This window comes from Campylobacter concisus, assembly GCA_002092835.1.
Classification (GTDB): Bacteria; Campylobacterota; Campylobacteria; order Campylobacterales; family Campylobacteraceae; genus Campylobacter_A; species Campylobacter_A concisus_K.
This window is the reverse complement of the sequence record LVWL01000023.1, coordinates 46,742-62,631: the sequence shown is the minus strand read 5'-3', so window position 1 is coordinate 62,631 and position 15,890 is coordinate 46,742. Positions and strand designations below refer to the sequence as shown.

The following is a 15,890-nucleotide window of genomic DNA, read 5'->3' as shown; positions in this document are numbered from 1 at the left end:
AATAAATTTACAGGGAGTTTTGTTTGACACACGATTTTGTAGATCAAAGTAGTTATAAAGCGATCGATGATATCTATAAAACGATATTAGACGTTATGATAGCTGCAAATGCACTATCTTTGTTGCTTTTTATGATCATAGCTACACCACTACTTTTTATGTGCTTATTATTTATAGCAGCTGGAATATTGCTTAGAATAAAATTTGACATAAAATATAGAGTATTAATATCCCTTGCATTTCACCTAAATATTATATTACTTGTTACTATTATTGTTACTACTATGGGTTGGAATACTGGAATTTGGATAATACTCGTTGGTGTAATTTTTATAAACTACTTTCTAGCGTTTGATTCAAAGAGTCTTACTTATATAATGGCATTTTTAGAATTAATCTTGCTTATACTTCTTTATTTTATTCATAAAGATGAGGCGCCGCTGATCCCATCAGCTATACGAGGGGTGATAGTCGTGTGCAGTATTGTTTTTGCTTTTTTTATTGTTTTAAGACTTTCAATGTTTGCAGATATTATCACTTCTAGTGGATATCAGCAAATAAGAAAAGAGACGGAAGAGCTTGAAAAGGACTCAAAACATGATTTTTTAACTGGTCTTTTAAATAGAAGAACAATAGAAAAAACTTTAAGATTTGAACTAGTTGCTAACAATGAAAGAAGCGGTAATACAAATTTAGTCATAATGTTAGGCGATATTGATAATTTTAAAAAAATAAACGATACATATGGGCATGACTGTGGCGATGAGGTCTTAAAAGATGTAGCCAGTGCTTTGAAGAAATCATTTAGAGGTAGAGATTATGTTTGCCGCTGGGGCGGAGAAGAATTTTTGATAATCTTGCCCGATACAAAGATAGAATTTATCCACGAAGTGAGCAAAAGGCTTAAAAAACAGATAAACAACGCAAAACTTCCAGATAAAACTCCAGTTACTATGACCTTTGGCATGCTAATATGTGCAAATGGTACTGAGGTGGATTTTGAGCAAGCCATAACTTTGGTAGACAAGCTGCTTTATGAAGGCAAGCAAAATGGCAAAGACCGTATCGAATTAGAAATTTTAAAAAAGGGCTCGGATGCGTAGAATTTCACTCTATACGACCCAAAAACTTATCATATTTTCAATATTATTAACTCACGTCTGTTATTTTTTTATTTTTTTATTTATGAAAGAAGAAATTCTAGCAGTTACGAATGTATTTTCAGTAGCAACCTATCTTTTTCTTTTAAGGCTTATTTACGATAGCCCTGAAAATAACAAGATAACAATGGTAATAGTCCAGCTTGAAATTTTATTTCATGCATTAGTTTGTATGCTAATACTTGGATGGGGATACGGTTTTGGATTATTGTTTTTAGCGTCGTCACTAATACTGTTTTTTACTTCATTTACCTACAAATTTTTTAACTACATAATAGTTGCAGTGCAAATAATTTTATCCATAGCCTGCTATGTATATTTAGATGGCCAGCCTGTAAAAGATTTTGAAGGCTTTAAAGATCTACTTTTTGTTTTTAACTTAAGTATAGTTTGTGTATTTTCGGTTATTGTTTCGTACCTTTTGGAGAGCTCAAATTTATTTATATTTTTAAGCATCTTAGAGGAAAAAGAGATGGCTGAAAATATCTTAAATCACGATCCATTAACAGGACTTTTAAATCGTACTTCGATGCAGAAAATTTTAAGCCAAAACGATCTATATAAAAATAGGGACTTTGCTATCGTTATGTGCGATATTGATAACTTTAAAAAAATAAATGACACTTATGGACACGGCGCAGGAGATGCTGTTTTAAAAAGCTTATCAGGCATATTTAAAAACACATTTAGAGATAAAGATAGAGTAGCTAGATTTGGTGGAGAAGAATTTTTAGCAGTCGTCTTGGGCGTAAAAAAAGATGCAGCTGTAAGTATCGTAGAGCGTGTTAGAGAGACTTTGAGTAAAAATATAGTTGAGTTTGAAAATATAAAGATCAACGCAACTATGACTTTTGGAGTAGTTGCTCATGATGGTACGGGAGAATTTAGCTTAGAAAAGATGATAAAACAAGCTGATAATCTACTTTATGCTGGTAAGCGAAGTGGTAAAAATATCGTTATGAGTGCGGATTACGACCCAAAAGCATAAATTTAGAGGCAAGAGCCTCTAAATTTTAATGTCCATACATCATGTTTGGCAACCAAAGAGAAATTTGTGGTATATAAGTAACCAAGATAAGGCCAAAGAACAAGGTCAGCGTCCACGGCAAGCACGCCATGATGACCTCTTTTAAGTTCATATTTGTAAGACCGCTTGCGACAAATAAATTTAGTCCAACAGGCGGAGTCACCATACCTATCTCCATATTTACAACCAAGATGATACCAAAGTGAATAGGATCAACACCAAGCTGTGTAGCTATCGGAAGCAAGAGTGGCACCATGATCATGATAACGCTTGAAGGCTCCATAAACTGACCCATGATAAATAGCAAGATATTTACAAATATCAAAAATCCTATCATGCCGATATTTGCGTCAAGTATCATCGAAGCGATTGCTTGAGGGATCTGCTCGCTAGTTAGCAAATATGCAAAAACAACAGCGTTTGCGATGATGAAAAATATCATAGCTGTTGTAAGAGCCGAGTCTAGGCAGATATCCCAAAGATCTTTTACTTTTATATCTCTATATATGAAAAGCGAGATAAATAGCGCATAGACCGCACTTGCTGCAGCAGCTTCTGTCGGAGTGAAAATACCTCCATAAATTCCGCCAATAACCACAACAACGATTAAAAGCGCCCAAAATGCTTTGGCAAATTTCTGCACTCTTACTTTAAATGGCTCAGCCTTAGTTGCTTTAAAGCCAAGTTTTTTTGCGCCAACATAAGTTTGAACAAGCATAAATGCGCCAAGCATAAGACCAGGTATGACGCCAGCCATAAAGAGCTTGCCGATACTTACCTCTGCTGTTACGCCGTAAACTATCATAACAACTGAAGGCGGGATCAAAATTCCAAGCGAGCCAGCCGTAGTTATGCCGCCCACTGCGTACTCTTTTGGATAGCCAGCCTCTTTTATCGCCACAAACATAATTGAGCCAATAGCCACAACCGTCGCAGGCGAGCTTCCAGAGACTGCAGCAAAGATGATGCAGGCAAATATCGCACTCATAGGCAAGCCACCTGGCAAGTGTCCGACCATAGACTTTGCAAAGTCGATGATACGTCTTGCTGAGCCACCTTTACTTAGTAAATTTCCAGCCAAGATAAACATCGGGATCGCCATTAGCGAAAATTTATTGATACCATCAAAAATTAGCTGCGGGATCGTAGCGACGTCGATATCTGTAAAAAATATCATCGTCAAAACCGTACTAGTTCCCAGCGAAACCGCCACTGGCACGCCTATTAGCATCAGTGCAAAAAGTAGGATAAATAAAAATGCTATTGTCATCTTTTTTCTCCTTAATCTTTGACTACGCTTCCATGAGCTAGCTCGTGCGCTTCATTGCTCACGACATTTTCTGCAGGCGTTAGAGCTACTTTTATGGCTTTTTCGGTTGAGCGGTAGCTAGCTGTAACGAAGGCTATTGGAAGCACTACCATAGGGACCCATTGAGGTATGCCAAGGTCTATTATCATCTGCTCGATCTCGTGAAGAATTTGTAGATAATCAATCGAATAGACTGCGATAAATAACAAAAATACAGTAGTTAGTACATGAGAGAAGATTAAACACGCTTTTGCAAGGGCTGGTGGAAATTTTTCCACCAAAATAGTTACACTGACGTGAATGCCCTTATTAAAGCCGTATGCCGCGGCAAAAAACGCCGACCAGATAAAAAGATAGTTTGATAGCTCGCTCGCCCAAGACCAGCTTTTATCGAAAAAATATCTAGCCATAACATTTGCAAAGGCTAGCAATGTTCCACTTGCGAGCCCAACTACTGCGATAGTTTTATTTAGTGAGGCTATCGCTATATCAAGGACATTAAAAAAGCTCTTCATGATTTTGTCCCAAGAGTCTTTTCTATGAGGTCTTTACCGATAACATCGTAAAATTTAGGATAGATTGACTGCATAACCTTCTGCCACTCGGCTTTTTGTGCGTCATCGATCTTATAAATTTCTAGTTTTTTACTAGCAGCGATGTATTTTTCAAGCTCAGCTATGACGTGAGCGTCCTCTTTTGCTGTCTCTTCTCTCTCAAAAGCTGTTGCTTCGCTTAGAGCTTGTTTTACATTTGCTTTTAGATCATCTGGTAGCTTGCTCCAAAATTTATCGCTCATAACGACTAAATAGCCCAAATATCCGTGGCTTGAAAGTGTAAGCGAGCTTTGAACTTCGTGAAATTTTGAGTTATAGAAATTTGAAAGCGGGTTTTCAGTCGCATCAACTACGCCTTGTTGAAGTGCAGAGTAAACCTCTGAAAATGGTAAAACTTGTGGGTTGCCACCAACTACTTTAATTTGTTCTTCAAGCACCTTTGAGCTTTGGATTCTAAATTTTTGTCCTTTTGCATCTTCTGGCACAAGAACTGGTTTTTTGCTTGAGCTAAAGTGCTTAAATCCAGCATCCCAGTAATCAAGCGCCACAAAGCCTTTCTTAGTCACAAGGCCTTTTAGCTCCTCGCCGACCTCGCCGTCTTGGACCTTATGAAGGTGCTCTGCATCTTTAAAGATGAAAGGCAGGTCAAACAGCTGAAACTGCGGTACGATAGGTGTAAATTTAGAAAAACTAGGAGCTGCCATTTGGACATTGCCAAGCTTTAGCGCGCCAAAAACTCTATCATCATCAAGTAGCTGAGCTGATGGGAAAACTTGAACTTTTAGTTTGCCCCCACTTAGCTCCTCAGCACGCTTAGCAAAGAAGTCAGCTGCCTTACCCTTTGGCGTAGAAGCTGCGACAACGTGAGCAAATTTGATAGTATAGACCTTATCGGCACCAAATGCTAAGCCACTGATGGCACAAGTAAAAAGTAAAGCTTGTAAGAATTTCATCTTTTATCCTTTGTAATGGTTTCGTTAAACGTATTATAAATTTCAAAAATAAAAATTTAGAAATTTTGTTTCGTAAATTCACAGCTATTTATTTTTATATGTGTATTTTAGTAACAAATATACTTCAAAAAGCTAATTTATATTTTCAAAAGATTTTTATAATTTTTCGATAACTAAACTTTTAAAGTACATTTGTTACTTTTTACACATAAAATTTATTTTATTTTTACTTTTAATAAAATTTTGAATCCATTTAACCAAATGCATAGGATATTTTGCTCTAAATTTGCTTTTTCATAAGCTTAAAAGTCAGCCAAAAAATGTAAGTTTAGTCTTGCTTAAATTTAGCCTATATTTTGTGGCTAAATTTAAAAGATTTTTATTTATTAATTTTTTATGGCTATAATACGAAACAACAAATTTTATTATTAAGGAATTATTATGTTTGAACTTAGAAAACTTCCATTTGATGCAAATAGCAATGCAGTAGTTAGCGCAAAAACCTGTGAATACCACTACGGCAAGCATCATGCAACTTACGTAGCAAATTTAAACAATCTTATAAAAGATACAAAATTTGCCAACGCATCTTTTTATGAAATTCTAACAAATAGCGAAGGTGGGCTTTACAACAATGTCGCTCAAGTTTACAACCACGACTTTTACTGGGACTGCATCGCTAAAAAAAGTGAGATGTCAAACGAGCTAAAAGCTGCGATCGAGGCAAATTTCGCAAATTTTAAAGAGGAATTTTTAAAAGCAGCTACAACACTTTTTGGCTCAGGTTGGGCGTGGCTTGTATTTGATCCAAGTAGTAAAAAGTTAGAGATCGTGCAAACTAGCAACGCAAAAACTCCAGTGAGCGATGGCAAAGTGCCACTTCTAGTTGTTGACGTTTGGGAGCACGCTTACTACATCGACAACTTCAACGCTCGTCCAAAATACCTAGAGATATTTTATGAGAACATAAACTGGGAATTTGTAAGTAAAGCTTACGAGTGGGCGCTAAAAGAGGGCTTAGGCTCAGTTGAGTTTTACACAAAAGAACTTCACAAATAATATCTGGCGGGGCTTCCCCGCCTTTAAATTTCTACTTTTATCTAAATTTTTAAAATCATCAAATTTATTAGCAAAAACCACCTTGTTTTAAAAGAAAGTGTAACTTCAAAAATGGCTCAAAATTTTGTTTTAGCAAACAATTTCTCTTAAATTTGAAACCAGCATAAGCTATCTTAACTTCAAATTTCTGCTTTGTTGAAAATTTTAAACCACTGCTAAATTTTATAAGCCATGGGTATAGAATTTATCACTTCAAAAAGGCATAAAATGCTCGCTTTTATCGGTCTGCTACATTGTGGTTGAGTGGTTTTTGTACTTAAATTTAAAGCAACCAAATAAAAACTAGTGTAGGTCATCTTGCCTTTAAAATTATCAGTACAATTTGATTTGATATTTAAAAATATTGGGGCAATATTTACTGCTTCAAAAATGCACCGAGCTGTATTAATATTAGGCAGGAGTAGCTTAAAATTCAAAAGCCACCCAGCCAAATTTACTCAATTTATTTTTTTGAAGTGTATAAATTTATACCATTTTGTAAGCGTTTTAGCCCTTCAAGCACTCTGGCTCTTTGGGTTGCGATATTCATACGGAGGAAAAATCTATCTCCCCTGTAAGCATTGCCGTCATTTAGCCATAGTCCAGCTTTATCACGCAAGAAATTCATAAATTCGCTCGAATCCTCGCAAAACGCGCTACAATCAAGCCACAAAAGATAAGTCGCATTTGAAGGCAGAAGTTTTACTGGTAAATTTTGCTCTTTTATAAAATTTATAACGATTTTTTTGTTTTCAAAAAGATACTCCCTAAGCTCATCAAGCCATGTTTGACTATCGTTAAATGCCGCTATTGTCGCAGTTATCGCAAAGGCATTTGCTTCACCTATCTCATCATAATTTACAGCCGCATTTATTCTGGCACGTATCTGCTCATTTGGTGTGACGATAGCTGAGCTTTGAAGTCCTGCGATATTAAAGGCTTTTGTAGGTGAGATGCATGTGATTGAGTTATTTTTACACTCTTCACTAACGCTGATAAATGGCACATAGCTTAGACCAGGATCAGTTATATCGCAGTGGATCTCATCGCTGATAACCAAAACATCATGCTTATAGCAAAGCTCGCCTATTTTTTTAAGCGTCTCTTTGTCCCAAATTTTTCCTATTGGATTGTGTGGATTGCAAAGAAGCATCATAGTTGTTAGCGGCTGAGCTAGCTTTGCTTCAAGGTCTTCAAAATCAATCTCATAAGAGCCATCTTTATAGATAAGGTCGTTTGATAAAATTTCACGACCATTATTTTTGATGCAGTTAAAAAATACGTGATAGACGGGAGCTTGAACTAAAATTTGATCTCCTGGATTGCTAAATCTTCTAATCGCAGTTGAAATCGCTGGTATAACGCCAGTGCAAAAGCACATCCAATCGTTTTCAAAGCTAACATCATGACGCCTTTTCCACCAGCCTTTAATCGCTTCGTTCCACTCTTTTGGAATAAATGAGTAGCCAAAGACGCCATTATCAAGACGCTTTTGTAGGGCATTTAAAATTTCAGGTGCAGCCTTAAAATCCATATCAGCAACCCACATTGGCAAAACATCGTTTTTCATTCGCCACTTCGATGAGTTGGTGCCATCTCTGCTAATAAGCGTATCAAAATCGTACTTCATAGCTTTTCCTTAAAATAAAATTTTAAATCAATTATAACCCAAAAGATACTAATATAATTTGAAATTTTCTCTCAATTTAATATTTCAAAAGGAAAAATGATGAAATTAGCTCAGGCTCTCATTTTAAGAGCTGATACACAAAAACGCTTAGAGCAGCTAAAAGGTAGATTGCTCGATAATGCAAAAATGCAAGAAAATGAAAGACCTAGCGAAGATCCAAAGCTTCTTTTAAAAGAGCTTGATAGGCTAAGCGATGAGCTATTTAGACTGATCTTGGCTATAAATTTAACAAACTCAAGTGCAAAATTTGAAGGTGCGAGTCTAACTGAAATGATCGCTAAAAAAGATACGTTAAGCCAAAAAGCAAGCGTGCTTAGGGATTTTGCCAAAAGCGCAAGCCAAAAAGTCGATCTTTACTCAAATAGTGAGATAAAAATTTTAAGTAGTGTTGATGTGGCCACGCTCCAAAAGCAAATAGACGAGCTATCTAAAGAGATCAGAGAGCTAGATATGAAGCTACAAGAGGCAAACTGGCAAGTTGATCTTGTAGAGTAAAATTTATGGTGAAAATGTAGCTAAAGGCGAGTAAAAAGAAAAATTTATTAGGCTTGCGGGGAGAGAGCAAAAGTTTAAATTTATCCCAGCAATTTAAAAAATGCATTCTTAAAAATAAATGTTACTACCACTTACTGATTTAGCTACGTTTTGGGTGGGTTTGGGGAAGATTAATCTTTATTATGTAAGATTTCACAAATTTTTAAAAGGAAATTTATGAAACTTGACACATTGATCGTAAAAGGCATTGAAGCTAAGAATAATCCAAATAAAGCTGTCATTCCGCCTATTTTTTTAGCAAGTACGTTTGTGCAAGATGATCTTGAGAATTTTCAAGAATTTGCATATTCTCGTGGTAGCAACCCAACCAAAAAAGCATTTGATGAAATTTTTGCAAAAGTTGAAGGCAGCAAATACGCATTTAGCTTTGGCTCAGGCATGGCAGCAACAGCAGCTGCACTTAGCCTTATAAAAACTGGGCAAAAGGTCCTACTAAATAGCAACGTCTATGGCGGCACTTATAGATATGTTACAACCGTTTTTGAAAGCCACGGTATAAAGAGCGAATTTATAGACGATCTAAATTTTTTAAGCGAAGATGACATAAGTGACGACGTAGCGGCGATATTCATCGAAACTCCGTCAAATCCTCTATTAAGAGTGACAGACATCGCTAGAATTTCAAAGATCGCTCACAAAAAAGGCGCTCTAGTCATCGTAGATAACACATTTTTAACGCCTTATTATCAAAGAGTGCTTGAGCACGGAGCTGATATCGTGGTTTATAGCGCTACAAAATATATCGGTGGACACGCTGATGTGATCGCTGGTATCGTCACGCTAAACGATGATGCTTTGGCTGAGAAGATAAAATTTGCTAAAAACACGCTTGGTGGTATCATAAGCCCGATGGACGCATACTACTTAATACGTGGGCTTAAAACGCTTAGCGTTAGGTTTGATAGACAAACACAAAATACACATAAAATCATCAAATTTTTACAAAATAATGACGCCGTTAGCGTGGTGCATTTTGCTGGCTCATATAGCGAGCAAGAGGCAAAGATGCAAGCGGCTCAAGCAAGCGACATCGGTGCTCTCATCTCATTTGAGCTTTATGAAAAATATGATGTAAATAAATTTGTAAAATCGCTAGAAATTTTTGATCTAGCAGTGAGCCTTGGTGGTGTAGAAAGTCTTATCTGCAGGCCTGCGACGATGACACATGAGGCATATCCGAAAGAGGTACTAGATAAGATCGGCATAAAGCAAAACTTGCTTCGCCTAGCAATTGGTATCGAAAACGCTGATGATCTAATAGCAGATCTTGATCAAGCATTTAAAAAAGCAAAAAAATAATAAAGGAGATAGATATGGCAACTACAAAATTTAAAGGTAGTGAGGTAAATTTAAGTGGAAATGAGGTCTTTGTAGGCTCTTATGCACCTGAGGCAAAAGTCGTAGCACAAGATCTTAGCGAGTTTAGTGTAGGCGGAAATAATGGCGTAGAAGTACTTGTTTGCTTACCATCACTTGATACTGGCGTTTGCGCAGCAGAGGCTCGTAAATTTAACGAAAAAGTAGCTGGCAAACATGGCGTAAAACTAAGTATCATCTCAAATGATTTGCCATTTGCGATGGGGAGATTTTGCACGACTGAAGGCATAGCAAATTTACGTGTCGGAAGCGACTTTAGATACGGAGAATTTGCTAAAAACTATGGCGTTTTAATGAGCGATGGTCCACTAAAAGGACTACTTGCAAGAGCGGTATTTGTCATCAATGATGGCGTAATAATTCACAAACAAATCGTCCCTGAATTGACAGAAGAGCCAAACTACGATGCTGTATTTGATGCTATTAAAAGTAGTGGTAGTTGTGGTTGTGGCTGCCATTAAAAAAAGGCGTTATCTAAGCATCTATTTGATGCTTAGATAATTAATCTTAGTCAAATAGAGATTTTTCAAAAGACTTTACTACAAAGCTTTTTCTATGAAAGCTTGAATAGCCAAACTTAGCAATAGTATCTAAATGTGCCTTTGTGCCGTATCCTTTGTGCTCAGCAAAGCCATATTTTGAGTAAATTTTATCCCAGCTTTTCATCAAACTATCACGGCTAACTTTTGCTAATATGCTAGCAGCGCTTACCTCAGCGACTTTGCTGTCAGCTTTTATCATCGTTGTAATACCAACACCATAGTCTAAATTTCCATCATAAATGATCTCAAAACCCTCAAAATGCGCCTTAAAAATTTTGAGCGCTCGTCTTAAGCACTCGCTTAGCCCAAGTTCGTCTATTTGCGCATTTGAGAAGTAGATGATGAGAAAATTTGAGCTTTCTATAATCTCTTTAAAAAGCTCCTCACGCTTTTTTGCGGTTAGTTTTTTGGAGTCGTTTAAACCTGAAATTTCTTTATTTAGCACGCAGGCCGCTACGCTTAAAGGCCCAGCTAAAGCCCCACGTCCAGCCTCATCTATGCCACAAATTTTTGCCATTAAAGCCCGATATCCTCACTAAAATATGGTCTTAGCTCATCAAGTGGCACGCTAATTTGCTCCTCATTTAAAAAGGTAAGCCCAAGTGGCGAAAGTACAAAATTCTCGCTAACACCTGCTGTTGCGAGGATTGCTTTTAGATGAGGATCATTTATATCTTTAAAAATCTGCTTTAACTTTAGCTTTTTGTTGGTTTTAAGTAAGACGACATCGCAGCTAGTTTTATTATTTTTATAGGTACAGATGCTTTTTATTTTGTCATTTATATAGTAGATGTTATCTAGGCTCTCAAATTGGTTATTTGGCCATTTTTTACGCTCGCTTTTTAGGTCATAAAGTGTCGAGAGTAATTTATTTTTATTTTTTTTAGCCGATTCTTTGGCAAATATGTCGTTGATGATAGCTTCGTATCTCGTGCCATTTGCTTCGGTCATTTGGATGCCAATATTTAGCATTTCATACTCTTTTTCTTTTTTGATAGTCGCACTATAGGCTTTGTTTTTAACGATTATTTTGCCCTTTAGCTCGCCATTTTCATTTTTAACGTCTAAATTTATCTTATCAGATACAGCATTTAGCGATGAAATTTCACTGCTATTTTGCTCAAGATTACCTTTTTCGTAGTCGTATTTTGTACCATCAAAAAAGATATGTCCGCTTATCTTGGCCGGCACTTTAAAGCTCTTGCTTTGCTTGAAATTTTCAAATTCATCTTTAAAATAGTTCATATAAACTTCAAATTTTATACCATTTGCCTCACCAATAAATTTATAAAATTTTGCCCAGTTTTCGTGATTTATCTCATAGCCAAATAGGCCTACTATAAGTATAAAAATCCCAATAAATGCTCTCATGTCCGTCCTTCATAGTTTTGTTGATTATAGCTTCTTTACTTTAAGCTTTTAAAACAATAATCAAATAAAGGTTTAAATTTATAAACCTAGACTCCACCTAGAAAATGGCAAAATTTCGCATTTTATGCCCTCAAAGCTAAGCTCAGCTTGGTTTGCAACGCTGATTATCTGAAGCTTACTTACACCCAGCTCTTTTAAGCTTGCGTGGAGTTTTTTAAATTTCAAGAAGATGATCTCTGGTGCAGAAAACGGCACACAGATGATCGCAATCTTCCTTTTATTAAGGAAGAAATCAATCTCTTTTGTGTAGTAAATTTCATCTTTAAATTTAAGCAACTCGCAAAAAACGACATTTGTAAAGACAGCTAAAAAATCCTTTTTTAGGTATAAAGCGTTACGAAGTGCAAAATTTGTAAAGTAGAGCTTTTTGCTCGTGCTGCTCTCATCTAAATTTGGTACTAATTCTATAAAGCCATTTTCATTAAGGCTAGCTACTGTGTTATAGACACTATCTTTTGAAATTTTCATCTGCTCTTTTAGGTTTTTATAGATACCAAAAGTACTAAGCACATCGTGACATTTTGGAGCACATTCTTTTAAAATCGCAATGCTTTGCTCGCTTAAATTTGCTCTTAAGAGCTGCTGCAAGTGCGCTATAACCTCGCTAGAGTCTAAAAAGGCACTTGCTATCTCGTTGCCGTGAGCCAAAAAGTAGCTAAACAACAGGTCTTGGTCCAAATTTTTCTTAAAAAATAGTATAAATTCCTCGTAATCGAGATAGTTTAAATTTATGCGAGCAAAGCCCTCAAGTGAGAGTGAAAATTCCTTGCTTGTAAGGATGATATTTTCAAGTGTTACGCCCTTTAAAAAGCCTAAATTTGCAAGGTCAGCAGCTTGTAAATTTTCAACTGCGAGCACCTTTATCTGGGTATTTTTTTCTAAAAATTCTTTCAAATTTGCTAAAAGTAAGGCTCTGTCTATCCTTAGATCGTCTAAATTTACATAAAGTCTCTCTTCGCTTTTATAATGGCTCAAAAACTCATAAACAAGGGCCGTTTTGCCACTTGAAATGGCGCCTATTATAAGCGTTTTTGGCGAGATGATTTCGTATTTTCTGGGGATAAATTTACTTGATTTAAGCGGCTGATTGTAATAAAGCTCTAATTGGTTCATTTTCTCCCCTTTGTAAGATGTATATGTAAATTTTTGCTATACCTTCAGAACCCCCCCCCCGTTATAAGTGCGATCTCGTCGCTTGTTAGTTCATAAAGCTCAAAAACAAGTTTGTCTATTTTTTCGTCACTTGCCTTGATTTTGTCGTTTAGTGCGTCGATATTTTCTTTGGCTTCTAGCTTTTCATCAAGGCTTAAAGTAGGCATGTGCTTCTCGTAAAGCTTGATTTTTTCATTGGCTTTTAAAATCTCATCGACCAAATTTATTATCTCGTTTGCTAAATTTTCATTTTGTGGCGCGATTTGTGGGATAGGTAAAATTTCTAAGCGATTTATTTTTATTTCGCCTTCAAGTCCGCCTCCAGCATAGAAAAAGTTAAAAATTTTATAAACACCTGTTGAATTTAAAAAGGCTAATAAAAATTTTAAATTTTCGCCAGTTATACAATATGCAGTATTGTCTGGAATATTATTATTTGTATCGTAAGCAAATTTTGGACTTTGCACCATTCTGGCACATAAAATTTTCTCTTTTTCGAATTCCTCATAATAAGCGATGTTATCTTGCGTCTCAAACCATTTATTTGATGTTTTTTTGCGGCATTTTTTACCATTTATGGTTTCGCCACTTTGTGCTATATAAGGCAAGAAATTTTGTAAATATCCCTTAAGACTTGGAAAATTTTCAATATCTATCTTTAATGCTGGAAAAGTGCAAATGAGCCATAGATCAGCCCACTCATAGTCATAACGCTTTATATCTCGACCTCGCAAAATCGGTCTTATGAGCTTTTGTGTCCGCTCCCTTTCTTCTCCAATACAAGTGCTTAAAATTTTATCACGAGTGTCGCTACTAATAATGAAAGCTTCGTTTAGACCAGTTTTGACACCATAGTTGATATTCACACCCCAATCTTTTAATGGCTTTGCAACTTTTTCGATCTTGCTTTTTAGCTCAAATTTGCTGTTATCAAGAAAAGTGAAATTTGTTTCGTTTAGTGTGGATTGTGGTATTTGGATAAATTTTTGCGTTTTTAAATTTATGGTGCTCGAAGCTAGGAAATTAAATTTTGAATTTTCATCGGCTCTTATTTTTTTAAAAATAGTAATCGCACTATCTACACTTGCGTCTTCAAAAACTTTAACCCCAGCAAAATCAATAATATGTGTTATTTGTATATTTTCTAATATAAATTTACGTAAATTTTCACCATAACTGGCACGGAAAAATTTATTTGAACATATAAAACCTAAAAGCCCATTTTCTTTCAGGTGTGTAATGCCGAGCTCATAAAAATAGACAAACAAATCAGCCGTGCCGCTATAAACTTTATATTTTTGTAGAGCTGGCTTTTGCTCTTTTATCGCCTCTTGTCTAACATAGGGAGGATTGCCGATAACGACATCAAATTTAAAGTCAAAAGGAAATTCTAAAAGCGAGTTTGCTGCTACTAAATTTTTACTAAGATCTGTTAAAACTCGTCCTTTTGCAGCTGTGCGGAGCCAAAGAGATAGCCTGGCGATCTCGACTGCATCGGCATTTATATCTACGCCGTAAAGATTGTTTTCTAAAATCGTGCTTTCTATATCGTAAAGTCCCAAGCCCTCGCCCTCATATACTTTGCGGTAAGTGTCTAATGCGCCATGCTCGCTAATGAGAAATTCTAAAGCTTGGTTTAAAAACGCACCAGAGCCACAAGCTGGATCAAGTATCTTAAGGGATAAAAGCCACTCGCGGTAAGCATAAATTTTGTCTTTGATCTCACTTTCTGCTTTGGTTAATTTTTTGGGATTTTTGGGTGCTAGTAGCTCATTTAGATCAAACCCTAGCTCATCTTTTTTAGTTTTACAAAGCGCACCAAGCGAATTTTCAACTATAAATTCTGTTATAAACTCTGGCGTATAAAATATGCCATCTTTTTTACGTTTGCTCTGTTTGGCATCAAATTCATTGCCATTTATTTGTGCATTTAGCTCTTCAAGGTCGTTTAGTGAGCTTTCAAAGATATGTCCTAGGATATTTACACCGATGTCGCTTAAAAAGTCATAGTCGCTTAAAAACTGTGCTTCAAGTACGCTATCGTCTATCTTTAGCCCATCAAGCTCAGTGTCTGCGGCAAAAAGTCCGCCATTGTAGCGTTTGATATCAAGACGTTCACTGCCTTCATCAATGGCTTTAAAGTAAATTTTGTAAAAGTCATAAAAACTAAGCTCAGTAACTTGGTTTTGAAATTTATCTTTTATCTCGGCTATCGTGCGAAGTCTTAGTAGTCCGCGGTCTTCGGCAAATAGTATAAAGACAAACCTATCACATAGTTTTTGAGTTAGGCTTAAAAGCCTATTTTTATCAATGCTAGTATTGTTTTTGCAAATATTTTTAAAAAGAGTGAGCCTAAATGCGCTAAAGTCTTTATAAAATTTATTTGAAATTTCACGCTCGTGAGTGGCAAATTTTTCTTTTAGCTTTAGCGGCAGATCCGTGCTAATGCTCTCAAAGCTAAGCAGTAAATGAAGTCTTTTAAACTCGTCAAAGCTTGCTGTAAAAAGGTCAAATTTTTCAAATGTTGTTTTATTGCCGATGTAAAAACGCAGTTCATTAAAATTTGAAACAACGACATATTTGGCATTTTCATGCGAGATAAAATAGCGAAAGGCTTGATCTACTGGGCTAAGCTCGCGGTTGGACGGAGTTTTATCAAGATGCTGTGTAGTCTGATCTTTTAGCTCGATCACGCATCTAACTTCGCCATTTATCAGTATCGCCCCATCTGCTTTTTTGCCGTCAGTTTCGTTCTTTTTCTCGCGCTCAAGGTTAAAAGTTGTAGGATTAGTAGTGTCCAAAGTGTAGCTAAGGCAGTTTTCAAAGATATCTTTTAGAAACTGTGTTTGAAATTTCTCTTCTTTGAAGCTCTTAATGTCACTAGCTTTTGCTTGATATATTTGTAAATTTAAATAACGCTTCTTAAGCTTTTCCTCATTTTGTTCTTGAGTTAATAAGAATTTTGTATTAAAGATCGGCATCTTTTCTCTTTAAAATTTTAATTTCTTGGAATTTTATCTTTTTAAATTTTATATCTTCCTT

The 15,890-nt window shown here is 36.0% G+C and carries 14 protein-coding genes; 6 read left to right on the top strand and 8 right to left on the bottom strand.

Annotated features, from left to right (window positions below):
• The first annotated feature begins 5 nt into the window (after positions 1 to 5).
• Entirely contained in the window at positions 6 to 1,103 is a 1,098-nt protein-coding gene (locus A3835_08505; GenBank protein ORI06399.1) for a diguanylate cyclase, read from the top strand.
• Positions 1,096 to 2,148: a diguanylate cyclase gene (locus A3835_08500; GenBank protein ID ORI06398.1), complete on the top strand. Its 1,053-nt coding sequence runs from the start codon at positions 1,096 to 1,098 to the stop codon at positions 2,146 to 2,148. Before A3835_08505 ends, A3835_08500 begins: the two co-directional genes overlap by 8 nt.
• Before the next feature lie 25 nt (positions 2,149 to 2,173).
• Here A3835_08500 and A3835_08495 read toward each other — a convergent pair whose 3' ends face one another.
• From A3835_08495 to A3835_08485, 3 genes are read right to left on the bottom strand one after another with little or no spacing between them, the layout of a single operon-like run.
• Entirely contained in the window at positions 2,174 to 3,457 is a 1,284-nt protein-coding gene (locus A3835_08495; GenBank protein ID ORI06397.1) for a C4-dicarboxylate ABC transporter permease, read from the bottom strand.
• Between the two features lie 11 nt (positions 3,458 to 3,468).
• Positions 3,469 to 4,011: a C4-dicarboxylate ABC transporter permease gene (locus A3835_08490; GenBank protein ORI06396.1), complete on the bottom strand. Its 543-nt coding sequence runs from the start codon at positions 4,009 to 4,011 to the stop codon at positions 3,469 to 3,471.
• Positions 4,008 to 5,003 (bottom strand): C4-dicarboxylate ABC transporter, encoded by a 996-nt coding sequence (locus tag A3835_08485; protein ID ORI06395.1) that lies wholly within the window; start codon positions 5,001 to 5,003, stop codon positions 4,008 to 4,010. Before A3835_08485 ends, A3835_08490 begins: the two co-directional genes overlap by 4 nt.
• A 441-nt stretch (positions 5,004 to 5,444) precedes the next feature.
• Here A3835_08485 and A3835_08480 point away from each other — a divergent pair, with 441 nt between their 5' ends.
• Positions 5,445 to 6,062 carry a superoxide dismutase gene (locus A3835_08480; GenBank protein ID ORI06394.1) on the top strand — a complete coding sequence of 206 codons (618 nt, stop codon included), beginning with the start codon at positions 5,445 to 5,447 and terminating at the stop codon, positions 6,060 to 6,062.
• A gap of 502 nt (positions 6,063 to 6,564) precedes the next feature.
• On the opposite strand, the gene A3835_08475 is transcribed toward A3835_08480, so the two are convergent.
• A complete protein-coding gene (locus A3835_08475) occupies positions 6,565 to 7,731 on the bottom strand; it encodes a cystathionine beta-lyase (GenBank protein ORI06393.1) in 1,167 nt (388 codons plus the stop codon).
• A 99-nt stretch (positions 7,732 to 7,830) separates the two neighbouring features.
• Here A3835_08475 and A3835_08470 point away from each other — a divergent pair, with 99 nt between their 5' ends.
• The 3 genes from A3835_08470 (at position 7,831) to A3835_08460 (ending at position 10,184) form a co-directional block, all read left to right on the top strand.
• A complete protein-coding gene (locus A3835_08470; protein ORI06392.1) occupies positions 7,831 to 8,286 on the top strand; it encodes a hypothetical protein in 456 nt (151 codons plus the stop codon).
• 216 nt (positions 8,287 to 8,502) lie between these two features.
• Complete coding sequence (locus A3835_08465; GenBank protein ORI06391.1) at positions 8,503 to 9,645, top strand: cystathionine gamma-synthase; 1,143 nt, start codon at positions 8,503 to 8,505, stop codon at positions 9,643 to 9,645.
• 14 nt (positions 9,646 to 9,659) lie between these two features.
• Positions 9,660 to 10,184, top strand: a complete 525-nt coding sequence (locus tag A3835_08460) for a 2-Cys peroxiredoxin (protein ORI06390.1) — start codon at positions 9,660 to 9,662, stop codon at positions 10,182 to 10,184.
• 46 nt (positions 10,185 to 10,230) lie between these two features.
• Here the strand turns inward: A3835_08460 and A3835_08455 are convergent, their stop codons facing one another.
• The 4 genes from A3835_08455 to A3835_08440 form a co-directional block, all read right to left on the bottom strand.
• Entirely contained in the window at positions 10,231 to 10,782 is a 552-nt protein-coding gene (locus A3835_08455; GenBank protein ORI06389.1) for a ribonuclease HII, read from the bottom strand.
• Positions 10,782 to 11,636: an S-adenosylmethionine tRNA ribosyltransferase gene (locus A3835_08450; GenBank protein ORI06388.1), complete on the bottom strand. Its 855-nt coding sequence runs from the start codon at positions 11,634 to 11,636 to the stop codon at positions 10,782 to 10,784. Before A3835_08450 ends, A3835_08455 begins: the two co-directional genes overlap by 1 nt.
• Positions 11,637 to 11,714: 78 nt before the next feature.
• Entirely contained in the window at positions 11,715 to 12,809 is a 1,095-nt protein-coding gene (locus A3835_08445) for an AAA family ATPase (protein ORI06387.1), read from the bottom strand.
• Between the two features lie 44 nt (positions 12,810 to 12,853).
• Entirely contained in the window at positions 12,854 to 15,829 is a 2,976-nt protein-coding gene (locus A3835_08440) for a hypothetical protein (GenBank protein ID ORI06386.1), read from the bottom strand.
• Positions 15,830 to 15,890 lie beyond the last annotated feature (61 nt).